This window comes from Geodermatophilus dictyosporus (assembly GCF_900115505.1).
Classification (GTDB): Bacteria; Actinomycetota; Actinomycetes; order Mycobacteriales; family Geodermatophilaceae; genus Geodermatophilus; species Geodermatophilus dictyosporus.
This window is the reverse complement of the sequence record NZ_FOWQ01000002.1, coordinates 387,145-409,311: the sequence shown is the minus strand read 5'-3', so window position 1 is coordinate 409,311 and position 22,167 is coordinate 387,145. Positions and strand designations below refer to the sequence as shown.

Annotated in this window: 21 protein-coding genes; 14 read left to right on the top strand and 7 right to left on the bottom strand. The window is 74.4% G+C overall.

The window, feature by feature from the left end; all coding sequences use genetic code 11:
• The first annotated feature begins 34 nt into the window (after positions 1 to 34).
• Both BMZ33_RS05515 and BMZ33_RS05510 read left to right on the top strand, forming a co-directional pair.
• Positions 35 to 1,570: a class I SAM-dependent methyltransferase gene (locus BMZ33_RS05515; protein ID WP_169063934.1), complete on the top strand. Its 1,536-nt coding sequence runs from the start codon at positions 35 to 37 to the stop codon at positions 1,568 to 1,570.
• The gene (locus BMZ33_RS05510; protein WP_136697201.1) at positions 1,570 to 1,866 is read left to right on the top strand and encodes a hypothetical protein; all 297 of its coding nucleotides are present in this window, start codon (positions 1,570 to 1,572) and stop codon (positions 1,864 to 1,866) included. The genes BMZ33_RS05515 and BMZ33_RS05510 overlap by 1 nt, the downstream gene beginning before the upstream one ends.
• 10 nt (positions 1,867 to 1,876) lie before the next feature.
• On the opposite strand, the gene BMZ33_RS05505 is transcribed toward BMZ33_RS05510, so the two are convergent.
• Complete coding sequence (locus BMZ33_RS05505; protein ID WP_169063933.1) at positions 1,877 to 2,395, bottom strand: GtrA family protein; 519 nt, start codon at positions 2,393 to 2,395, stop codon at positions 1,877 to 1,879.
• A gap of 70 nt (positions 2,396 to 2,465) precedes the next feature.
• Here BMZ33_RS05505 and BMZ33_RS05500 point away from each other — a divergent pair, with 70 nt between their 5' ends.
• From BMZ33_RS05500 to BMZ33_RS05490, 3 genes are read left to right on the top strand one after another with little or no spacing between them, the layout of a single operon-like run.
• On the top strand, positions 2,466 to 3,680 hold the full coding sequence (locus tag BMZ33_RS05500) for a 5-(carboxyamino)imidazole ribonucleotide synthase (RefSeq protein WP_091108549.1): 1,215 nt from the start codon (positions 2,466 to 2,468) through the stop codon (positions 3,678 to 3,680).
• Positions 3,681 to 4,214 (top strand): 5-(carboxyamino)imidazole ribonucleotide mutase, encoded by a 534-nt coding sequence (gene purE / locus BMZ33_RS05495; protein WP_169063932.1) that lies wholly within the window; start codon positions 3,681 to 3,683, stop codon positions 4,212 to 4,214.
• 9 nt (positions 4,215 to 4,223) lie between these two features.
• Positions 4,224 to 5,393 (top strand): acyl-CoA dehydrogenase family protein, encoded by a 1,170-nt coding sequence (locus BMZ33_RS05490; RefSeq protein ID WP_091108548.1) that lies wholly within the window; start codon positions 4,224 to 4,226, stop codon positions 5,391 to 5,393.
• Positions 5,394 to 5,471: 78 nt separating this feature from the next.
• Here BMZ33_RS05490 and BMZ33_RS05485 read toward each other — a convergent pair whose 3' ends face one another.
• Entirely contained in the window at positions 5,472 to 5,756 is a 285-nt protein-coding gene (locus BMZ33_RS05485) for a helix-turn-helix domain-containing protein (RefSeq protein ID WP_169063931.1), read from the bottom strand.
• A gap of 783 nt (positions 5,757 to 6,539) precedes the next feature.
• Here BMZ33_RS05485 and BMZ33_RS05475 point away from each other — a divergent pair.
• The 5 genes from BMZ33_RS05475 (at position 6,540) to BMZ33_RS05455 (ending at position 13,110) form a co-directional block, all read left to right on the top strand.
• Positions 6,540 to 9,599, top strand: a complete 3,060-nt coding sequence (locus tag BMZ33_RS05475; RefSeq protein WP_136697200.1) for an arabinosyltransferase domain-containing protein — start codon at positions 6,540 to 6,542, stop codon at positions 9,597 to 9,599.
• Between the two features lie 134 nt (positions 9,600 to 9,733).
• A complete protein-coding gene (locus BMZ33_RS05470) occupies positions 9,734 to 10,768 on the top strand; it encodes a glycosyltransferase family 2 protein (RefSeq protein ID WP_091108544.1) in 1,035 nt (344 codons plus the stop codon).
• Positions 10,728 to 11,147 (top strand): GtrA family protein, encoded by a 420-nt coding sequence (locus BMZ33_RS05465; protein WP_091108543.1) that lies wholly within the window; start codon positions 10,728 to 10,730, stop codon positions 11,145 to 11,147. The genes BMZ33_RS05470 and BMZ33_RS05465 overlap by 41 nt, the downstream gene beginning before the upstream one ends.
• Positions 11,144 to 12,409, top strand: coding sequence for an NAD(P)/FAD-dependent oxidoreductase (locus tag BMZ33_RS05460; protein ID WP_169063930.1), 1,266 nt, complete (start codon positions 11,144 to 11,146; stop codon positions 12,407 to 12,409). Before BMZ33_RS05465 ends, BMZ33_RS05460 begins: the two co-directional genes overlap by 4 nt.
• A 71-nt stretch (positions 12,410 to 12,480) precedes the next feature.
• The gene (locus BMZ33_RS05455; RefSeq protein ID WP_169063929.1) at positions 12,481 to 13,110 is read left to right on the top strand and encodes an SGNH/GDSL hydrolase family protein; all 630 of its coding nucleotides are present in this window, start codon (positions 12,481 to 12,483) and stop codon (positions 13,108 to 13,110) included.
• Positions 13,111 to 13,159: 49 nt separating this feature from the next.
• On the opposite strand, the gene BMZ33_RS05450 is transcribed toward BMZ33_RS05455, so the two are convergent.
• From BMZ33_RS05450 to BMZ33_RS05430, 5 genes are read right to left on the bottom strand one after another with little or no spacing between them, the layout of a single operon-like run.
• Complete coding sequence (locus BMZ33_RS05450; protein WP_091108540.1) at positions 13,160 to 13,981, bottom strand: DUF1028 domain-containing protein; 822 nt, start codon at positions 13,979 to 13,981, stop codon at positions 13,160 to 13,162.
• A gap of 19 nt (positions 13,982 to 14,000) precedes the next feature.
• Complete coding sequence (locus BMZ33_RS05445) at positions 14,001 to 14,669, bottom strand: CoA transferase subunit B (protein WP_091108539.1); 669 nt, start codon at positions 14,667 to 14,669, stop codon at positions 14,001 to 14,003.
• The gene (locus BMZ33_RS05440; RefSeq protein WP_169063928.1) at positions 14,666 to 15,487 is read right to left on the bottom strand and encodes a CoA transferase subunit A; all 822 of its coding nucleotides are present in this window, start codon (positions 15,485 to 15,487) and stop codon (positions 14,666 to 14,668) included. The genes BMZ33_RS05445 and BMZ33_RS05440 overlap by 4 nt, the downstream gene beginning before the upstream one ends.
• A gap of 41 nt (positions 15,488 to 15,528) precedes the next feature.
• Complete coding sequence (locus tag BMZ33_RS05435; RefSeq protein WP_091108538.1) at positions 15,529 to 16,329, bottom strand: TIGR03089 family protein; 801 nt, start codon at positions 16,327 to 16,329, stop codon at positions 15,529 to 15,531.
• Positions 16,330 to 16,370: 41 nt separating this feature from the next.
• Positions 16,371 to 17,948 carry an LCP family protein gene (locus BMZ33_RS05430; protein ID WP_091108537.1) on the bottom strand — a complete coding sequence of 526 codons (1,578 nt, stop codon included), beginning with the start codon at positions 17,946 to 17,948 and terminating at the stop codon, positions 16,371 to 16,373.
• 182 nt (positions 17,949 to 18,130) lie between these two features.
• Between BMZ33_RS05430 and rfbB the strand changes: the two genes are divergently transcribed.
• The 4 genes from rfbB to BMZ33_RS23090 form a co-directional block, all read left to right on the top strand.
• Positions 18,131 to 19,153: a dTDP-glucose 4,6-dehydratase gene (rfbB, locus tag BMZ33_RS05425; RefSeq protein ID WP_091108536.1), complete on the top strand. Its 1,023-nt coding sequence runs from the start codon at positions 18,131 to 18,133 to the stop codon at positions 19,151 to 19,153.
• Positions 19,150 to 20,025, top strand: a complete 876-nt coding sequence (gene rfbD, locus BMZ33_RS05420; protein ID WP_091108535.1) for a dTDP-4-dehydrorhamnose reductase — start codon at positions 19,150 to 19,152, stop codon at positions 20,023 to 20,025. The genes rfbB and rfbD overlap by 4 nt, the downstream gene beginning before the upstream one ends.
• Before the next feature lie 214 nt (positions 20,026 to 20,239).
• On the top strand, positions 20,240 to 20,836 hold the full coding sequence (locus BMZ33_RS05415; protein WP_091108534.1) for a hypothetical protein: 597 nt from the start codon (positions 20,240 to 20,242) through the stop codon (positions 20,834 to 20,836).
• Positions 20,833 to 22,167 (top strand): LGFP repeat-containing protein (locus tag BMZ33_RS23090; RefSeq protein WP_211202806.1); only part of this gene is annotated, 1,335 nt, incomplete at its 3' end. The genes BMZ33_RS05415 and BMZ33_RS23090, both read left to right, overlap by 4 nt.

Sequence of the window (22,167 nt, the reverse complement as noted above, 5' to 3'; positions counted from 1 at the left end):
GCCAGAGCCCTCGACCGATCTGCAGGCGGATCGGGTGGGGTTCGCCGTCGCACCGAGCAGCGGCCAGGTCCTGCCCGCCGTCGTCGAGGTCCTGCTCGAGGGTCACCGCACGGTCTCCTTCCGCACCGACGCCGCGGAGCGCCGTCCTGACGGGAGGGCCTGGTTCCCGTGGCCCACGGCGCTCGCCGAGCGCCTCGCGGGGGTGGCCGCCGTCGTGGTCCGGGACGCGGCGTGCAAGGACGTCCTGGCCTCCGCGGAGGTCGCCTTCAGCCCGGAGCCGGCCCGTGTGGACCTGCGGGACGGGTCGGGGCGCTGGCTCTCGGTGAACAAGTGGGGACGCCTGGCCCCCAGCTTCGACGGGCTCGACCCGGTCCGCCGGCGCGCCCTCCAGGACCGCCTGCTCGACCGCCTGGACGCCGTTCGTCGCGTCCTGGAGGAGGCCGGCCTGCAGCCCTTCGTCTGCTACGGGACGCTGCTCGGGGCCGTCCGCGACGGGGACCTCATCCCGCACGACGACGACGCCGACCTGGGCTACCTCTCGCGTCAGGAGCACCCGGCGGACGTCGTCCGGGAGAACCTCGAGCTGGAGCGGGTGCTGCGCGCACGGGGCTACTCCGTGGTCCGCCACAGCGGCGGTCACCTGCAGCTGGTCTTCACCGACGACGAGGGCGCGCAGGACCACTACATCGACGTCTTCACGGCCTTCGAGGTCGAGGGGTGCACGTATCTGTGCTTCCAGGTCGGCGCCGCCGACCTCGACCTCCGGACGCTGTCCGAGGTGACCCTCCGCGGACGGCGTCACCCCGCACCGGCGGCTGCCGAGCGGCTGCTGGCCGAGACCTACGGACCGGGCTGGCGGACGCCGGACCCGTCCTTCACCTTCACCACGCCGCACGCGGTGCGGTCGCGACTGAGTACCTGGATCGGGGAGTTCGACGTGCACCGCGACTACTGGCAGGACTTCTACTCGAGCACCGATGCCCGCAAGGTCCCGACGGTGGAGTCGGACTTCGCCCGCTGGGTGGCCGAGCGGCTGCCCGCCGGTGCGGCCGTCCTGGACGTCGGCACCGGTACGGCCCGGGACGCCCGCTTCTTCGCCCGGTCCGGCCGTACCGTGCACGCGGTCGACTACTCCGCCGCCGCGGTCGAGCGGGGTCGAGCCCTCGCCCGGCAGGAGGGCTGGGCCGCCGGGTTCGAGGTGGTGAACCTCGCCGACCTGAGCCAGGTCGGCAGCCTCGCCGCTGACCTGGACCCCGCCCTCGACTGGCACCTGTACGCGCGCTTCCTCGTCCACGCCATCGACGACCAGGCGCGCGCCAACCTGTGGCGGCTGGCGGCCGCGGTCGCGCGGCGTGGCGGTGAGTGCTGGTTCGAGTTCCGGACGCACCGGGACGAGCAGGCGGAGCACGCCTTCGGTGAGCACTTCCGGCGCTACCTCGACCCGGCGCAGGTCGTGGTCGAGGCCAAGGAGCACGACCTGCAGGTCCTCGACCTCCTGGAGGACCGGGGCCTGGCCGTCTACGGCGGCGAGGACCCGTGGGTGGCCCGCCTGCGTCTCGGAGCGGCGTGATGACGGCACGCGCGCTCGTCGGCGCGGTCCTCCGTCGCCTGGCTCCCCGGACGGTGCTCGCCCTCGAGACGGTGCCGGTCCTCGACCAGCGCCTGCACGACGTGGAGGCCGCGCTCGCGAGGCTCCGCGAGGACCTGCAGGGACGCTCCCGCCAGGTCGAGGACCTCGAGCGGTCGCTGGCGGAGGTCGAGTCCGGCCTGGCGGAGTCGCGACGGATGTCCCTGCGCGTCGCGCAGATGACCGATCTGGTGTTCGACCGGCTGATGGCCTCCACGGACGGCTCCGGAGGCCACTGATCCCGCGGCGTCAGACCTCGCTGCCCACCTGCTCGAAGCCCCGGCTCCGACCGGTCCGCGGCGTCCCGGCGACCGGGACGGTCTCCCGTGACCCCGCCCGGAACACCCAACGGCGGTAGGCGAACCACCGGACCACCGTGCCCAGCGCGATCGCGGCGACGTTCGCCGCCTGCAGCACGAGGGCGTCCTGCTGGCCGAGCGGGTGGCGCACCAGGGCGACCACCGACAGGCTGAGCAGCAGGGTCGCGCCGTTGACCGTGGCGAACACCGCGTACTCGCGGCCGTAGCCCGAGCGCTCCCGGTGCGCGAAGGACCAGAACCGGTGGCCGGCGTAGGCCGCCGTCGTGGCCAGCAGCGAGGACACCAGCTTCGCCGCCACCGCCTCGACACCCCGGGTGTAGAGCAGCTGGAAGACGCCGACGTCGAGGACGAAGCTGGCCGCGCCGACCACCCCGAAGGCGCCGATCTCCTTCAGCAGGACGCGCCACGTGCCGCCGACGCGACGGCGGAGGGCCGGGAGGGACGGCACGCCCGTCGACTGTACGGACCGGTGGGCGACCGTGAGGCGCGGCGGGCCGGATCGATACGGTGGACGCACCATGCCTGCCCCGACCGACCCGAGGACCGGCCTGCCCGTCGTCGCCATGGTGGGAGGCGGGCAGCTGGCCCGGATGACCCACCAGGCCGCCGTCGCGCTGGGCCAGTCGCTGCGCGTACTCGCCACCGACCCCGCCGAGTCCGCCGCGCTGGTCGCCGCCGACGTGCGGATCGGCGACCACCGCGACCTCGACGCGCTGCGCGCCCTGGCCGAGGGGGCGACGGTGGTCACCTTCGACCACGAGCACGTCCCGACCGAGCACCTGCGGGCGCTGGCCGCCGAGGGCGTCCGCGTCGCGCCCGGCGCCGAGGCCCTGGTGCACGCGCAGGACAAGCTGGTGCTGCGCCGCGCGCTGGCCGCGGCCGGCGAACCGCAGCCCGCGTGGGCCGAGGTGCGCTCGACCGGGGAGCTCGCCGCCTTCGCCGCCGCGCACGGCGGGTGGCCGGTGGTGGTCAAGACCCCGCGCGGCGGCTACGACGGCCGCGGCGTCTTCGTCCTCGACGAGGCCGGTCAGGCGGCCGAGCTGTTCACCGCGAGCCCCGCGCTCCTGGCCGAGGAGCGGGTGCCGCTGGTGCGCGAGCTCGCCGTGCTGGTGGCCCGGTCGCCGTTCGGCCAGGTCGCCGTCTGGCCGGTGGTCGAGACCGTCCAGCGGGACGGGATCAACACCGAGGTGCTGGCACCGGCGCCCGGTCTCGACGACGAGGCCGCCGGCGCGGCGCAGGAGCTCGCGGTGCGGATCGCCGCGCGGGTCGGCGTCGTCGGGGTGATGGCCGTCGAGCTGTTCGAGGTCCCCGGCGGCGTGCTGGTCAACGAACTCGCCATGCGCCCGCACAACTCCGGCCACTGGACCATCGAGGGCGCCCGCACCAGCCAGTTCGAGCAGCACCTGCGCGCCGTCCTCGACTACCCGCTGGGGTCGACGGCGCTCGCCGCGCCGGCCGTCGTCACGGCCAACGTGCTCGGCGGGCGCGCGTCGGCGCCCGACTGGGCCGGTCCCGGCATCGACGAGCGGGTGCACCACCTCATGGCGCACTGGCCGGACGTGAAGCTGCACTGGTACGGCAAGGGCCAGCGCCCCGGCCGCAAGCTCGGCCACGTCACCGCGCTGGGCGCCGACCTCGCCGAGGTGCGCGCCCGCGCCGTCGCCGCGGCCCGCTACCTCGCCGACGGCGAGGTCGACCCGGCGTTCGCCTTCCCCCCTCCCGAGGAGCACTGAGTGGACCAGCCCGTCGTCGGCGTCGTCATGGGCAGCGACTCGGACTGGCCGACGATGGAGCCGGCCGCCCACGCGCTGGCGGAGTTCGGCGTCCCGTACGAGGTGCACGTCCTCTCCGCCCACCGCACGCCCCAGCGGATGCTCGACTACGCGACCTCGGCGGCCGGGCGCGGGCTGCGGGTGCTCGTCGCCGGCGCCGGGGGAGCGGCCCACCTCCCGGGCATGCTCGCCGCCGCGACACCGCTGCCGGTGATCGGCGTGCCCCGCCCGCTGGACCGGCTCGACGGCCTCGACAGCCTGCTGTCGATCGTGCAGATGCCCGCCGGGGTCCCGGTGGCCACGGTGTCGATCGGCGGGGGCCGCAACGCCGGGCTGCTCGCCGTCCGCGTCCTGGCCGCCGGCGACCCGGAGCTGCGGGCCGCCGTCGAGCGGTTCCAGGCCGACCTGGCCGACTCCGTCGTCACCCGCGACGCCGCCCTGCGCGCCCGGCTCGCCGGGGAGCGCACGGCTCCCGGGAGTGCTGGGACGTCCTAGCATCTACTCGTGAGTACGACCGGGCTGTACCAGCTGACCGAGGAGCACGACGCGATCCGGGCCGCGGTCCGCGACATCGCCGAGCGGGAGATCGCGCCCTACGCCGCCGAGGTCGACGCCGACTCCCGCTACCCGATCGAGGCGCAGAAGGCGCTGACCGCGGCCGGGTTCCACGCCACGCACATCCCCGAGGCCTACGGCGGCGAGGGCGCCGACGCGATCGCGACCTGCATCGTGATCGAGGAGGTCGCCCGGGTCGACGTGTCCGCCTCGCTCGTCCCGGCGGTCAACAAGCTCGGGTCGATGCCGATCATCCTGTCGGCGTCCGAGGAGCTCAAGCAGAAGGTGCTGCCGAGCATCGCCGCCGGCGACGCGATGATCAGCTACGGCCTGTCCGAGCGGGAGGCCGGCTCCGACGCCGCCGCGATGAGGACCCGGGCCCGCCGCGACGGCGACACCTGGGTGCTCGACGGCACCAAGGCCTGGATCACCAACTCCGGGGTGTCGGAGTGGTACACGGTCATGGCCGTCACCGACCCGGAGAAGCGGGCCAACGGCATCTCCGCCTTCGTCGTGCACCGCGACGACCCGGGCTTCGCCGTGGGCCCCAAGGAGCGGAAGATGGGCATCAAGGGCTCGCCCACCTGCGAGCTCTACTTCACCGACTGCACCATCCCGGCCGACCGGATCATCGGCGCGGAGGGCACCGGCTTCAAGACCGCGCTGCGGACGCTGGACTTCACCCGCCCGACCATCGGCGCGCAGGCCGTCGGCATCGCCCAGGGCGCGCTCGACGCCGCCGTGGAGTACACCCGCGAGCGCAAGCAGTTCGGCAAGGCCGTCAGCGACTTCCAGGGTGTGCAGTTCATGCTCGCCGACATGGCCGTGCAGATCGAGGCCGCCCGGCACCTGGTCTACGTCGCCGCCGCGCGTGGCGAGTCGGGCCACTCCGGCGGCAAGGTGGACCCCGACCTCGGCCGGCTGTGCGCGGCGGCCAAGGCCTTCGCCTCCGACGTCGCCATGAAGGTCACCACCGACGCCGTCCAGCTCTTCGGGGGCGCCGGCTACACGCAGGACTTCCCGGTCGAGCGCATGATGCGCGACGCCAAGATCACCCAGATCTACGAGGGCACCAACCAGATCCAGCGCATGGTCATCGCCCGCAGCCTCCTGCGGTAGCCGGGGTCTCCGGCGCTCTCCCGGTGGGTGCCGGCTCGTGGCGGGCCACCGTGCGGACGCGTGGTCGGGACGCGCCGGCTACCCGTCCAGGGGGACGGCGGCCAGCTCCACCCGTGAGGTGATGCCGAGCTTCGCGAAGCAGCCGCGCAGGTGGAAGTCGACGGTGCGGGGGCTCAGGAACAACTGCGCCGCGACGTCCCGGTTGGACAGGCCCTGCCGGACCAGCGCGGCGACCTGCCGCTCCTGCGGGGTCAGGTCGGTGGCGGTGGACACGTCGCGGCGACGGGCGGTCTCCCCGGAGGCCCGCAGCTCCGCTGCCGCGCGCTCGGCCCACGGGCCGGCGCCGAGCTCCTCGAACCGCACCAGGGCCGCCCGCAGGTGCGCGCGCGCGTCGACCCGGCGGTGGGCGCGGCGCAGGTGCTCGCCGTACGCCAGCTCGGTGCGGGCCGGTCGGGCAGGCGCGGCGAGCCGGCGTGCGCGGCGAGGGCGCGGCGGAAGTGCTCCTCCGCCCGGTCCCCCCGGCGAGCAGGGCGTGCCCGTGCTCGACGACGGCGACCGCGGCGGGGGCGCCGGTGCCGGTGGCGAACGCGGTCAGCTCCGCCAGCCACGCGCGGGAACACCAGTGGCACCGTGGGCAGCTGCGCCGGCTCGACGCCCACGCCGAACGCCGACGGGTCCGGACCGTGCCGTCGGCGCCGGCGAGCACGGCCTGCTCGGCGCGGGCACCACCGAGGACGGGGCCGAGCAGCTCCGCGCTGCGGCCCGACCCGCCCGGGCGCGTCCGCCGCCCCGCGGGGTCGGCTGCAGCCCACGTCGGCACCCGGCTGGTGTCCGGCGACGGGCCCGCCGAGTGCGCCACCGCGGGCGCCGGAGCAGGCCCCGAGGAGAACCCGTTGACCACAAGCGTCACGTGACGCACAGCAGCCCGCTGCTGTCTCTGTCGACACGGACGGGTGACGGAGGTGGGCTACCCTCGGGAGGACCCGAGAGGTTCTCCGGATCGGTCCCCACCGCGGGCCGGGTCCTCGCCTGAGGCGCCTCTCCCTCGGTCATCGCACCGTCAAGCCCGTCGAGGTACGCACGCCCCGGGCGATCGAGAGGCGCCACGTGTCAACGACGCTCCTGCCGGACGTGCCGGTCCCAGCCGTGTCGGACCCTGCCCCGCGGCGGCGGACGCGCTCGGTGGTGGCGGCGCTCGCCGGTGTGTTCGCCGTGCTGCTGGCCGTGGCACTGCCCTTCGCGCCGGTCGTGGCCGACCGCACCACGGTGACCTGGCCCTCGCAGGGGGAGCAGCCGACCTCCACCACCGCGCTGTTCGTGCCCTACCGCCCGGCCGAGCTGCACGCCGAGGTCCCCTGCACCGCGGTGCAGACCGCCCTGGCCACCGGTGAGCGCACGACGCTGCTCGCCACGGACGTCGTCCGCGACGAGGGTCTGGCCAACGGGCTCGTCGTCGACACCGACGCCGGGCAGGTGCGCGTCCTGGTCAACGGACGCCTCGTGCAGACCGTGGCCCCGGACGCGACCGGCTGCGACGTCCGGGTGGACGCCGACGACACCGCGCTGAGCGTCGTCGTCGGCTCGGGCACCCCGACCGTGCTGGCGGGCGAGCCGGTGCCCGAGGTGTTCGCCTTCACCACCGACCTCGCGCCCGAGCAGGCCGACGGGACGACGGTCACCGCCCGCACCCGCACCTGGTTCGAGAGCACCCCCAGCGGCGTCAAGACCGCGATGATCGGGGCGCACGTCGTCCTCGTGGCGCTCTCCCTGCTCCTGCTCGCCAGGTGGGTCGTCCGGCCGGCGCGGCGGACCGAGGAGCAGCCGGCCAGGCGCGTCCCCGGCCGGGCGTTCGCGCTCGCCTGCGACGCCGCGGTGCTGGCCACCCTGTCGCTGTGGATCGTCATCGCCCCCAACACCGACGACGACGGCTACGCCTCGATGACCATCCGCAACGGCTTGACCAGCGGGGACATCGGGAACTACTACCACTGGTTCAACGCCTCCGAGGCGCCGTTCACGTTCGTGCAGCACATCGTGCAGCCGCTGGCCACGCTGTCGGCCGCGCCGCTGTGGCTGCGCCTGCCCAGCTATCTGGCGGGGGTGCTCACGTGGTTCGCGGTCAGCCGGGGCGTGCTGCCCGTCGTGCTCCCGGGCTCGGTGCGCGGCCGGCTCGCGACGGTGCTCGCGGCGGTGTGCTTCCTCGCCTGGTGGCTGCCCTTCAACACCGGGGTGCGCCCCGAGCCGTGGGTCGCCCTCGGCTCGGTGACCGTGCTCGCGCTGCTGCTGCGGGGCACCGCGCCCACCGCCCGCCGCCCACTGCTGCTCATCGGTGCCGCCGCGCTGGTCGCCGGTCTGTGCCTGTCGGTCACGCCGTCGGGCGTCATCGCGCTCGCGCCGGTGCTGGTGCTCCTCCCACGGATCTGGCGGACGGTGCGCGGCGTCGACGACGCGCACCGGTCCTCCTGGTGGACGACGGCGGGCGTGGCCGCGCTGCTGGCGGGCCTGGCCAGCAGCGGGCTCGTCGTGATGTTCGCCGACCAGTCCTGGCACGGCGTCGCCAAGGCCACCGAGCTGCACACGGCCATCGGGCCGAACCTGTACTGGTACGAGGAGTCCACCCGCTACGGCCTCCTGCTCGGTGCTGGTGCCCAGGGCACGGCCACCAAGCGGCTGGCGGTGCTGCTGACCATCGCGGTGCTGCTCGTCGTCGTCCCGCTGCTCGCCCGTCGGCTGCCGGCGCTGCGCGAGTTCCCGGCGGTCCACGTGCTCACCGGCTCGATGGCGCTGACCTTCGCGCTGCTGTTCACCACGCCCTCGAAGTGGTCGCACCACTTCGGGTCGTTGGCCGGCCTCGGCGCCTCGTTCCTCACCGTGGCCTGCCTGGTCCTCCTGCAGGTCGTCCGGTCCCGGGCACGCGACCGGGTCACCGTGGTCGTCGCGCTGGCCGGCGCCGGCGTCGTCGCGCTGTTCGTCGCCCTGTCGTTCTCCGGCGCCAACTCCTGGTACCTGTACTCGAACCTGGGCGTGCCGTGGAACGACGTCCCGGTCAGCCCCTTCGGCGTCCCGCTGGGCAACCCCGCGACCTGGCTGGTGCTCGCGGCGGCCGCGACGGCCGTCGTCCACCGGGTGTGGTCGCGGCGGTCGGGCGGGGGCGGCGTGGCCGTGCTCGCAGCGGCCCCCGCGCTGATCACCGTGAGCGCGGCCGCCGCGTCGGTCACGGTCCTGCTCGTCGGGTTCACCGTCGCGCCGCTGCGCCAGGCGCAGGCCGGCAGCTACTCGCTGGCCGCCACCAACCTGGGGACCCTGACCGGCGTCAGCTGCGGCATCGCGGAGGACGTCGACGTCCTGCTCGACGACCCCGACGGCCCGCTGACCCCCGCGTCGCCGGAGGAGCCCACCGACGGCGAGACCGCCGACGGCTTCGTGGCCGACGCCGGCTACCTGCCGTCCTCGCCGCCGCCGGGCACCCCCGGGACAGGCCCGGCCACCTACACCTGGGGCAGCTTCGAGGGCGGCGAGCTCGCCACCGGCACCCTGGTGAGCCGCTGGTTCACCCTGCCCGAGCTGACCGACGGACAGGACGTCGCCGTGACCGCCTCCGGGCGGACCGGCGGGGCCAACCGCCTGGAACTGGAGTTCGGCCGCGCCGGCGAGGGCACCGACGTCACCCCGTTGGCCCGGCGGACCGTCGACGACGGGCAGGCCGACCAGCCGGCCTGGCGCCCCCTGGCCGTCGCCGCCGGCGACGTCCCGGACGGCGCCGACCGGGTGCGGGTGCTCGCCACCGACGCGTCCACCGACGTCGGCGGCTGGCTGGCCGTCACCGGCCCGCGGGTCCGCACGACGGAGGACCTGCAGACCTGGCTCGCCGGACGGGGCCCGGTCCTGCCGGACTGGCCGCTGTCCTGGCACGTGCCCTGCGTGGAGAACGTGCCGGTCGTGGCGGACGGTCTCGCCCAGACCCCCACCGTGATCATCGGCGCCCCCTCCGCCTACGGGACCGCCGCCATCGCCTACCTGCACGACCAGGGCGGGAGCTTCGCCGGGGTCTCCCTCGCCGACACGACGGAGGTGCCCAGCCGGCTCGCGGGCGCCCCGCAGGAGGAGTGGGGGCACGTCCTCGAACTGAACTACCCTCTGGGCCGCGACCTGTACGACCGGGTGACGGACGAGGTCACCCTCTGGGGATGGCAGGGGGACCGGTGACCCGGTCCACGCGCGCGACCCGCAGGCGGATCCCCGCCCGGAGGTGCGACTCCTGACCTCTCCGGCCCCTCGTCCCCGCGCAGAGCGGACGACCGGGCCCTGTCCCACGACGCCGAAGACCACGAAAGGCCCCCATGGCGACCCCCGTCATCAAGTCCGACCACGCCGCGCAGCAGCGGCCCCCGGTGTCCGAGCCCGAGCGGCGCCGGCTGGTCTCCTACGTGCTCCCCGTCTACAACGAGGCCGGCGGCATCCAGACCTTCCAGGACCGGCTGCTGGCGGCCTCGCAGACCCGTCCGGACCTGGACTTCGAGTTCATCTACGTGAACGACGGCTCGCGCGACGGGTCGCTGCAGATCCTCGAGCGGATCGCGGAGTCCTGCCCGCTGGTCCGCGTGGTCGACCTGTCCCGCAACTTCGGGCACCAGATGGCCATCACCGCCGGGCTCGACCACGCTCGCGGTGACGCGGTCATCGTCATGGACACGGACCTGCAGGACCCGCCCGAGGTGAGCATGGAGCTCATCGCGGCCTGGGAGTCCGGCGCGCAGATCGTGTACGCGCAGCGGCGCAGCCGCAAGGACACGCCGATGAAGCGGTTCACCGCGCACGCGTACTACCGGCTCCTGCACCGGTTCGCCGACGTCGACATCCCGGTGGACACCGGCGACTTCCGCCTGATGGACCGCGCGACCACCGACGTCCTGCGGGCGCACCGCGAGCGCAACCGCTTCGTCCGCGGCCTGGTCGCCTCGCTCGGGTACAAGCAGGTCGCCGTCCCCTTCGACCGGGACGAGCGCACCTCCGGCCAGACGAACTACCCGATGTCGAAGATGCTCCGCCTGGCAGCTGACGGCGTGACCAGCTTCTCCACGGTGCCGCTCAAGATGATCACCCGGCTCGGCGTGGCCACCGTGGTGCTCGCCCTGCTCGGCATCGTCTACGCCATCGGGCTGCGCCTGTTCTTCCCCGACGTGTCGGTCCCCGGCTGGACCCTCCTCATGATCATGGTCCTGTTCCTGGGTGGCGTGCAGATGCTGTCGCTGGGCGTGATCGGCTCCTACGTGGGCCGGATCTACACCGAGGTCCAGGGACGGCCGCTCTACATGGTGCAGAAGGTGGTGGAACATGACCGCGACGCAGAGCCGCTCCGCAGGGACCGCGCGTGAGCTCTGGGGCCGCTACCGGAGCTTCTTCCTCTACCAGCTGATCGGTGTCTCGGGCGTCCTGCTCGACCTGGTCCTCTTCCTGGTCCTCTACAACGTCCTCGGCATGCACGAGCAGCTCGCGACGGCGATCAGCACGTCGGCCGGGATCACGAACAACTTCCTGCTGAACAGCTACCTGAACTTCCGCAAGCGCGACGGGATGCTGCGCCGCTTCGCGAAGTTCTACTCGGTCGGTCTGCTCGGCATCGGCCTCGTCGCGGTGCTGCTCCTGGTCTTCCACTCCTGGCTCGGGGTGGACGCCAACATCGTCAAGATCGCGTCCATGCCGGTCGTCGCGGTCTTTCAGTTCTTCCTGAACAAGAAATGGAGCTTCTCGTGAACATCGGCATCATCGGCGCGGGCGCCACAGGACTGACCGCCGCCTACGACCTGGTCGAGGACGGTCACGACGTCACGCTCCTCGAGGCTGCCGACGAGATCGGCGGGCTGGCCGGCTCGATCCTCGTGCAGGGCACGCCGCTCGAGCGCTTCTACCACCACATCTTCGAGTCCGACAAGGCGATGATCTCCCTCATCGAGGAGCTCGGGCTCGGGCCGAAGCTGAAGTTCCACTCGACCACGACCGGCATCTTCCACGACGACGCCCTGCACGACTTCTCCACGCCGGTGGAGATGCTCAAGTTCGCGCCGCTGTCGCTGCTGGACCGGCTGCGCTTCGGGGCGTCGTCGGCCTCGCTCAAGCTGATCCGCAACGGCGAGCGCCTGAACGACCGGCGCGCGCTGGCGTGGGTGCGGCGCTGGGCGGGCCGCCGGGCCGCGGAGGTCATCTGGGAGCCCCTGCTGGCCGGCAAGTTCGGCTCGCGCGCGCCGGAGATCTCCATGGCGTGGCTGTGGGCCCGCATCCACTTCCGCACGTTCAAGCTCGGCTACATGGACGGCGGCTTCCACCAGGTCTACACCGCGCTGCTGCACGCGGTCGAGGAGCGCGGCGGGAAGATCGAGACCGGCAAGCGCCTGACCTCGGTGCGCCAGGCCGACCCGGCGGGCCCGGTCGAGGTGCGGACCCAGGACGGCGCCGTCTACGAGTACGACAAGGTGCTGGTCACGGTGCCCCAGCCGGCGTTCGCCGAGGCGACCGACGCCGGTGCCGACGACGTGCTGCAGCGCGCGGAGTACCTCGGCGCGACCTGCTTCGTGCTGGAGTGCGACCGCAGCGTCATCCCGTACTACTGGCTCAACGTGAACGACCCGTCGTTCCCGTTCCTCGCGGTCGTCGAGCACACGAACATGGTGCCGCCGTCCGAGTACGGCGGCCGGCACGTCCTGTACGTCGGCAACTACGTCCCGCGGGACGACTGGCGCTACACGACCGACCCGGCAGAGCTGCTCGAGCGCTACGAGCCGTGGCTCAAGCGCCTCAACCCCGACTTCGAGCTGTCGTGGGTCAAGGACTGGCACTTCTCCCGCGCCGCGTTCGCCCAGCCGGTCGTCACCCCGGACTACCGGGCGTCCATCCCGCCGCACGAGACGTCGATGCCCGGCGTCGTGCTCGCCACCATGTCGCAGATCTACCCGCAGGACCGCGGGCAGAGCTACGCCGTGCAGATGGCGCGCGAGGTCGTGCAGAAGTACTTCCGCTGAGCACCGTGCCCGGCGGGGGCGGTCACCCGGGTCGGGTGGCCGCCCCCGTCCGTCGGGCTCCCGGCCCGCTCGTGACCGTCCTGGCCGCCGGCCTCGCGGTGGCCGCCTGCGGCGGCACGGCCGGGCCGGACCGCGCAGCGGCCGAGGTCCGCGCGGTCTTCCTGGGCGACTCCTACACGGTCGGCGTCGGCACCTCGGTCGGCCCGACCTACGCCGCCCGCACCGCCGACCGGCTCGGCTGGACCGAGGTCGACGCCGGGCAGTCGGGCACCGGCTACGTCGCCGACGGCGGCGGCGGCGACCGGGCGCCGTTCCGGGCGCGGGTGCCGGACGTCGCGCAGGCCGCCCCCGACGTCGTCGTGGTGCAGGGCAGCACCAACGACGCGGGCGTCCCCTCGGTCGAGGTGGGGGCGGCGGCCACCGCCCTCTACGCCGACCTCGCCGCCGCCGTCCCCGGTGCGCGGGTCGTCGTCCTCGGGCCACTGGCGGCACCGGGCGTGCCGCGCGCCGAGATCGAGGCCATCCGCGACGCCCTGGCCGCGGCCGCCGCGCAGGCCGGGCTGCTGTTCGTCGACCCGGTCGCGGGGGACTGGCTGGCACCCTCGCAGGGCCTGTGGGCCGACAGCACCCACCCCGACGACGAGGGGTACGCGGTGGTCGCCGACGAACTGGTCGCCGCGCTCGAGGCCGCCGGCCTCTGAGCACCCGCGGGAGGGCCGGTGACAGCACGACCGTGACCGGCCACGCCCCTCAGCCCAGCAGGCGGGAGACCGCCGACAGCCGCGCGTCCCCGGCCATCGAGGCCAGCCACGCCGACCAGCCCGGCCGGGCGCGGACGGCCTCCAGCGCGGCCCGCGCCGCCGCCCGGTCCCCGCGCCGGGAGGCGGCGAGCGCGGCGTACAGGTCGCGGGCGCCCTCGGGCGCGAACAGCGCGAGGGTCTCGTAGTCGCGCTCGTCGTAGGCGCGCTGCAGGTTGCGCAGCATCCGCAGCTGGGCGACCGGGTCACCGGAGTCGTCGACGCGCAGGTCCACCCGCACGCCGTCGTCCTCCTCCGACGCAGGCTCCCCGCTGACCACCAGCAGCGCCGCGGACTGCCGCCCGCGCAGGTCGCCGCCGGCGTCCTGGCCCGCGGCGAGGGCGGTCAGCAGGCGGTCGGGCAGCGGGCCGCCTGCGGTCTCGCAGGCCCGCGCCATCGCCGGCAGCACGTCGGGTGAGGCGAGCATGTTGCCCTGCACGCTCCACCCGTCGCCGACCTGGTGGCCGCTGACCGGGAACGAGCCCGGCCCGGTGTCGGCGGCCACCGCCCCGGAGACGTCGAGGACGGCGATCTGCCGGTCGACGTCCTCCGCCGCGTGCGCCGCCCGCCGCACCAGCACCGCCGGCGCGGTGCCCTCGGCCAGCCCGGACAGCAGCACCGGCCCCAGGCCGCGGGGGCTGCGCGCCTGGACGGCGACCACGCCCACGCCCGGCCGGGCGCTCGGTACGGCGCGGCCGACGGCGAGGATGCACGAGGAGACCGCGATGCCCATCGCCCCGGTGCCGGGATCGCGGGCGACGACCGAGAACGTCACCGGGGGAGCGGTGGCGCGGTCAGACCGTGGCCGGCAGCGCCATCGTCGGGACGTCGCCGGGGACGGTCAGCGGGGCGCCGGTCTTCTCGGCGACCTCGTCGGCGGTGACGCCGGGGGCGACCTCACGGAGCACGAACCCCTCGGGGGCGACGTCGACGACGGCGAGGTCGGTGACCACCCGGTCGACGCAGGCCCTGCCGGTGAGGGGGAGGGTGCACTCCTCGACCAGCTTCGGCGAACCGTCGCGGGCCACGTGCTCCATCATGATGATCACGCGGCGGGCGCCGTGGACGAGGTCCATCGCGCCGCCCATGCCGTTGACCATCTTGCCGGGGATCAGCCAGTTGGCCAGGTCGCCGCGGGGGTTGACCTGCATGGCGCCGAGGACGGCGAGGTCCAGGTGCTTCCCGCGGATCATGGCGAAACTGGTGGCGGAGTCGAAGAAGCTGGCGCCGGGCAGGATGGTCACGGTCTCCTTGCCGGCGTTGATGAGGTCGGGGTCCTCCTCGCCCTCGATCGGGTAGGGCCCGACCCCGAGCACGCCGTTCTCCGAGTGCAGCACCACGTGCACCCCGTCGGGCACGAAGTTGGGCACCAGCGTGGGCATGCCGATGCCGAGGTTGACGTAGGCGCCGTCGGTGAGCTCCTGGGCCACCCGGGCGGCGAGCTGGTCGCGGGACAGGGTCATCGGGTCTCCTCCGTCGCTTCCTCGCCGCCGGCCGCCGGGGGTGCAGCGGACGGCTCGGCAGCAGTCGGGCGTGGTCGGGTGGTGCGCCGCTCGATCCGCTTGCCCTCGGGGCCGACGACGACCACCCGGTCGACGAACACCCCGGGCAGGTGCACGTGCTCGGGGGTGATCTCGCCGGGCTCGACGAGCTCCTCGACCTCGGCGATCGTGACCCGCCCGGCCATGCCGGCCAGCGGGTTGAAGTTCATGGCCGACTCGTGGAAGACCAGGTTGCCGTGCCGGTCGCCGACGGCGGCGCGGACGAGCCCGAAGTCGGCGGTCAGCGCGGTCTCGAGCACGTACTGCCGGCCGTCGAACTCGCGCAGCTCCTTGGGCCGCGAGGTCTCCACGACGGTGCCCTCGGCGTCGTAGCGCACCGGGATCCCGCCGTCGGCGACCATCGTGCCCACCCCGGTCGGCGTGTAGAAGGCGGGGATGCCGGCGCCGCCGGCCCGCAGCCGCTCGGCCAGCGTGCCCTGCGGGGTCAGCTCGACCTCCAGCTCACCGGAGAGGTAGAGCCGCGCGAGCTCCTTGTTGCCACCGACGAACGAGCTGATCGTGCGCCGGATGCGGCCGGCGTAGAGCAGCACGCCCAGCGCCTGGTCGTCGACACCGCAGTTGTTGGAGATGGTGACCAGGTCGCGGCTGCCCTTCTCCAGCAGCGCGTCGATGAGCCTGACCGGCACGCCGCACAACCCGAACCCGCCGACGGCGAGGGTCGCGCCGTCCCCGATGTCGGCCACCGCCTCCCGGGCGCTCCCGACGACCTTGTCCACCATCTGACCACCGTCCGTCCGTGAGGCGGCCCGGCCGGGCGCCCTCAGGCGGGCCGGCCGAGCTCGCGGAAGCCCTCGATCCGGAGGCCGAGCGTAGCGGTGACCCGTTCGGCCTCCGCCCGGCTCCTCAGCGCGCCGACCACGGCGTTCCGGCACAGCACCAGCGAGGCGCCGGCGGCCAGCGGCGCGAGCAGCCAGGCGACCGGCCCGGCCTCCGCCGCCGTCCGCTCGTCGACCAGCAGCCGGTCGCCGGCCGCGATGCCCAGCCGGCCGGCCAGCTCGCCGGCCGCGGCGACCAGCCCGCCGAGGGTCAGCTGCAGCCCCCCGGCGAGCAGGCCGGGCGCGTCCGGGTCGGCCGGGACGTACGGGGAGAACACGTCGCCGTGCGCGCGCACCTCGAGGGCGAAGTCGCGGGCCGGGCCGCGGTAGTCGGTCATGCCCAGCCCCAGCGGGTGCAGCGAGAGGCCCATCAGGCCGGGCGGGTCCTGCTCCTCGAGCGGGGCGAGGCGGTCCCGCGCGGCCAGGACGACGTCGGCGGAGTCGAGCCGGCCGTCGTCCTCCACGGCGGTGTCCAGGACGGCGGCGCCGCAGCTCCAGACGCCGAGCAGCACCGCGGCGGTCTGCCAGTGCACCGGCAGCGCGACCGCGACGGTGCTGCCCGGGCCGACGTCGAACTCGTCCTGCAGCAGGTTGGCCGTCTTGGCCACCCAGTTGGCCAGCGTCGTGGCCGACAGCTCCACCCGCTCGCCGGTGGCGTCGTCGTAGGAGGTGACCAGCGGGGCGGCGCCACCCCGGCGCAGCGCGGCGCTGAGCAGGTCCGAGGGCGTCCGCGAGGAGGCAGGCATGCCGCCAGCCTCCCAGGCGGTGACGTGCCGGAAGGCGGTCCTCAGTTGATGCAGGAGGTGTCGGCCGCCGTGCGCGGCTCCTCGGCCGCGGCGGTCGGCGCGGGCTCGGGCGCCGCTGGGGTGGTCGGCTGGCCGACGCCGTTGAAGTCCTCGCCCAGGACCAGCTGGACCGTGCCGGGGGAGGGGTCCTCGCTGGCCTCGGTCACCGCGCCGGGGACCTGCGCGGCCAGCGCCGCGGCCAGCGCCTCGTCGCCCGCGGCGTGGCGGATCGTCGTCTGCGTGTGGTCGCTGCTCGAGGCGTTGCCGGTGCTGGTCACGGTGAAACCGGCGTCCTCCAGGGCGGTGCCGGCCTCGGCGGCCAGGCCGGGGATGCCCGAGCCGTTGTAGACCTCCACCGACACCTCCGACGGTGCGACGGTCGGCGGCGCCTCCGCGGTGGGCGGTGCCGCCTGCTCGGGCTCGGCCGACAGGTCGGCGAAGAACGCGTGCAGGTCGTCCTCGTCGGCCAGCCGGAGGATGGAGCGGCCCGCGTCGTCGCGGTCGTCGCCGAGGATGGGCACGGTCTGGAACTCGATGCTGCCGGCGGTGACGGACTGCATCTGCTGGGCCAGCTCGAGCAGCACCAGGTCGCGGTCGATGGTCAGCGACTGCGAGGCCGCCTCCACCAGCTGCCGCTGCTTGCCCAGGTCGAGGAGCACGTCCTCGTCGAGGATCTTGCGCAGCACGCCGGCCATGAACACCTGCTGGCGCACGATGCGGTCGAGGTCGCCGCGGGGCAGGCCGTGCCGCTGCCGGACGAAGGCCAGCGCCTCGGCGCCCGCGATGGTCTGCACGCCGGCGTCGAACACCGCGCCGGAGTAGGCCGAGTCGTCCACGGCCGAGCAGAGGTTGACCTCCACGCCGCCGACGACGCTGCTGAGCTCGAAGAAGCCGAGCAGGTCCACCTCGGCGTAGTGGTCGATCATCAGGCCGGTCAGCTGGCTGATCGTCTGCACCAGCAGCTGCGCCCCACCGGCCGCGCGCTCCTCCTCGGGTGCGGACTCGTCGACCTCGCCGTAGCCGTAGGCGTACGCGGCGTTGAGCTTGTCCATCCCGTGGCCGGGGATCGCCACGTAGGAGTCGCGCGGGAACGACACGAACGAGGCGCGCGACCCGTCGGCCGGGACGTGCACCAGGATCATCGTGTCGGTGTTGATGCCGGAGTCGGTGCCGGCGCTGAGCTCGGCCAGCTGCTCCTCGGACAGCTGCGAGCGGCTGTCGTTGCCCACCAGCAGCAGGTTCATCGCCTCGGTGGCGTCGCCGGCGTTGGAGTTGCCCGCGGTCGGGATGGCGTCGGTGCGGTTGACCGTGGCCTCCGCGACCCGGCCGAGGTACCAGCCCCAGCCGCTGGCGCCGAGCAGCACCACCGACAGGACGGCGGCGACCGCGCGCGCCACGACCGCACCCCGGCGGGTGCCCGAGCCGCCGCGGCCGGGGCTCCCCTCGTCGTCCCGGAGCCCGGCCCGGGCGGGAGCCGCCTGGCCGCGGACGGTGCGGGGAGGACGGCCGGCGCGCGGGTCGAGCCGGGCCGGGAGCGGCCGGCCCGAGGACCCGCCCTGCTCGTTGCGGTCTCGGCTCACGGGACCGAGGTTAGGGGCGCCCGGGGGAGGTGCCGGGCCCGCGACACGGCGGAACGCTCCGTCCCGCCGTCGCCCCCGCCCGTCTGACACCTGGCGCCCGACGAGTCGCGGCCGGCCCCACCCGCCCCAGACGTCACACCGTGGAGGGTGCCCGCGGCCGGTGCCCGAAGGAGGATGCAGCCATGCGCGTGCTGGTGACCGGGGGAGCGGGCTTCATCGGCTCGCACTACGTCCGGACGATGCTGACCGGCGGCTACCCCGGCTACGAGGACGCCGAGGTGACCGTCTTCGACAAGCTGACCTACGCGGGCAACCCCGCCAACCTCGCCCCGGTGGCCGACAGCCCGCGGTTCCGCTTCGTGCGGGGCGACATCTGCAGCCGCGAGGACCTCGACGCCGCCCTCCCCGGGCACGACCTGGTCGTGAACTTCGCCGCGGAGTCGCACGTCGACCGGTCCATCTCCGGCGCGGCCGACTTCGTCCTCACCAACGTGCTCGGCGCCCAGCAGGTCTTCGAGGCGGCACTGCGGCACGGTGTGCGCCGGGTGCTGCACGTGTCCACCGACGAGGTCTACGGCTCCATCGACGAGGGCTCCTGGACCGAGGACCACCTGCTCGAGCCGAACTCGCCCTACTCGGCGGCCAAGGCCGGCAGCGACCTCGTCGCCCGCGCCTACGCCAAGACCTACGGCCTGGACATCTCGGTGACCCGCTGCAGCAACAACTACGGGCCCTACCACTTCCCCGAGAAGGTCATCCCGCTGTTCGTCACCAACCTGCTCGACGGGCAGCAGGTGCCGCTCTACGGCGAGGGCGCCAACGTCCGCGACTGGCTGTTCGTCGACGACCACTGCCGGGGCATCCAGCTCGTCGTCGAGAAGGGCCTGCCCGGCGAGTACTACAACATCGGGGGCGGCCGGGAGCTGTCCAACCGCGAGCTCACCGAGAAGCTGCTCGAGGCCACGGGGCGCGACTGGAGCCACGTGCAGCCGATCGTCGACCCGCGCGGCGGCGGCCACGACCTGCGCTACTCGGTCGACTACTCCAAGACCGCGGCGCTGGGGTACGCGCCGCGGGTGTCCTTCGAGGAGGGCCTGGCGCTGACCGTCCAGTGGTACCGCGACAACCGCGCGTGGTGGGAACCGCTCAAGGCCGCCGCCGCGACGGCGCACCGCGCCCCCGTCGTGCCGGACCCGGAGCCGTGAGCACCGCCTGGCTGGTCACCGGCGCCCGCGGGCAGGTCGGGCGCGACCTGCTCGAGGTGCTCGCCGGCCGGCCCGGCGACGAGGTGACCGCCCTGGGCCGGGCCGAGCTGGACCTCACCGACGAGACGGCGGTCCGCAGCGCCGTCCGGGCCTGGCTCGACGGCGTCCGCGCCGACCGGGCCGTGCTGCTCAACACCGCGGCCTACACCGCGGTCGACGCCGCCGAGACCGACGAGGACACCGCCACCGTCGTCAACGGCCACGCCCCGGGCTGGCTGGCGCAGGAGCTGGCCGGCCGCGCGCGGCTCGTGCACGTCTCCACCGACTACGTCTTCGACGGCACCGCCACCGCGCCCTACCCGGTCGACGCCCCGGTCGCCCCGCGCTCGGCCTACGGGCGCAGCAAGGCGGCCGGCGAGCGCGCCGTCGCCGCGGCCGGCGGGGACGCCACCGTCGTCCGCACCGCCTGGGTGTACGGCCGGCACGGGGCCAACTTCGTGCGGACGATGGCCGGCCGCGCCGCCGCCGGCGCCCCGGTGTCGGTGGTCGACGACCAGGTCGGCTCGCCCACCTGGTCGGCCGGCCTGGCGGCCGGGCTGGTCACCGTCGGGGAGCGGGCCGGGCCGGTCCCGCCGCTGCTGCACCTGACCGACGCCGGTGCGGTCAGCTGGTTCGGGCTGGCGCGGGCGGTCTACGAGGAGCTCGGCGCGGACGCGGGCCTGGTGTCGCCGACGTCGACGGCCGCCTTCCCGCGGCCGGCACCCCGCCCGCCCTGGTCGGTGCTCGACGGCAGCGCCTGGCTCGCGGCCGGACTGCCCGCCCCGCGGCCGTGGCGTGAGGCGCTGGCCCTGGCGGTGCGCACGCTCCGCTGAGCCGCACCGGCCGGCTGGGCGATCGGCCCCGGGATGTGCAGGAACGGGCGCACGGTGCGCCGGTGGTGCGGTGCCCGCGTGGCGTACCGGCGCGAGCCGTCACACGTCGTAATCTCCGGCTCACCGAGGGCTCGACGGATCGACCCGTCACATCGCCCCGGGCACCGTTCCGACACCGAGGACCGGCCTACCGTCGGTCGCCCTGGGAGTTGTCATGTCCCGAGCCGCAACGCGGCGCCGGTCAGTCGTCGTCGCCGTCCTCGCCGTCCTCGCCGTGGGCGGGGCGGGGGTGGCGGTCGCGGCGTCCCGATCCGGGGACGCCGCCACCGGCGACGCCTCCGTCGCCGCGCCGTCGACGCCGGCCGGCGCCTCCTCGACCGCGCCGTCCGCGGGCGCCACCGGAGGCGCGGACGACGGAGCCACGACGGGGTCGCCCGCCGAGCCGACGACGGCCGGGGGGGCGAGCACCCCCACGCCCAGCGGGGGCACGACGACGGCGGGGCGGCAGGCCGACGTCGTGGTGGTCTCCACCTACTCCGGCTGGGACCCCACGGCCTCGGCCGTGGTCACCGGCGGGTACGTCGCCGACCTGGTCGAGGACGGCGGCACCTGCTCGCTCACCCTGAGCCGTGACGGCGTCGTCCTCACCGGCGGGGAGTCGGCCGCCACCCCCGACGTCGCCTCGACCAGCTGCGGCGAGGTGCGCCTCACCGGGGCCGAGCTGACCGCGGGCTCCTGGGAGGCCGTGCTGCGGTACTCCTCGCCCGACGCCGTCGGCGAGTCCGCGCCGTTCCCGGTGGTGGTCCCGTGAGGCTCCGCCCCAGGCTGCTGACCGCCGGGGTCTTCGTCCTCGGCCTGGCCCTCGTGGCCGCCGTCGTGTCGCTGCCCTCCTCCCGGGACCTGCGCGAGTCGGCGAACCTGTCGCTGTTCGACCCGGGCAACATCATCAGCGACGGCGTCTTCTACGACTCCTCGACCATGGGCGTCGACGCCATCCAGACGTTCCTCAACGCCAAGGGCTCGGGCTGCACCGGCAGCACCTGCCTGAAGAACTACCGGCAGGACACCGTGACCCGGGCGGGCGACGGCTACTGCAACGGGTACCAGGGCGTCGGCCAGGAGGGCGCGGCGGCGATCATCCGCAAGGTCGCCGTGTCCTGCGGGATCAACCCGCAGGTCCTCCTGGTCACCCTGCAGAAGGAGCAGGGACTCATCACCTCGACCGGCCCGTCGAGCACGATCCTCCGCAAGGCCATGGGGTTCGGCTGCCCGGACACCCCGGAGGGCTGCGACGCGCAGTACTACGGGTTCCACAACCAGCTCTACATGGCGGCCCGGCAGTTCAAGCTGTACCAGGCACGACCCACCCGGTACGGCTACCGGGCCGGCCTGACGAACACGATCGCCTACTACCCGAACAACCCCGCCTGCGGCAGCGCCCGGGTCTACATCCAGAACCAGGCGACCGCGGGCCTGTACAACTACACCCCCTACGTGCCCAACCAGGCTGCACTCAACGCCGGGTACGGAAGGGGGGACGGCTGCTCCTCCTACGGCAACCGGAACTTCTTCAACTACTTCACCGACTGGTTCGGCACCACCCAGACCAGCGGGGGCGCCGCCGTCCTCGCCAAGTACGAGTCGCTGCGCGCCGCGGGGGTGGACATCGGCGCGCCCACGGCCGACGTGCGCTGTGACCTGCCCGGTGGCGGCTGTGTGCGCAGCTACGCCTACGGCGACATCTACTGGTCCCGCTACACCGGTGCCCACGTCGTGCGGGGCGACATCCTCGCCCGGTACAAGGTCCTGGGCGGCCCCGGGCTGCTCGGCTACCCGACCGGCGACGACACCGCGGCGCCGTGGAACACGGGCTTCTTCGTCGACTTCGAGCACGGGTCGATCTACTGGTCGAGTGCGACGGGAGCGTGGGAGGTCCGCGGCGAGATGCTCGCCAAGTGGCGGTCCCTCGGCGCTCAGGCCGGCTACCTCGGGTACCCCGTCGGTGGCAACACGGCCACGGCCGACGGCGGCTTCAGCAGCGACTTCCAGTACGGCTCGCTGTACTGGTCGTCTGCAACCGGTGCGAGGGTGGTGCGGGGGGAGATCCTGAGGGCCTACCGGGCTGCCGGAGGTCCCGGGGTG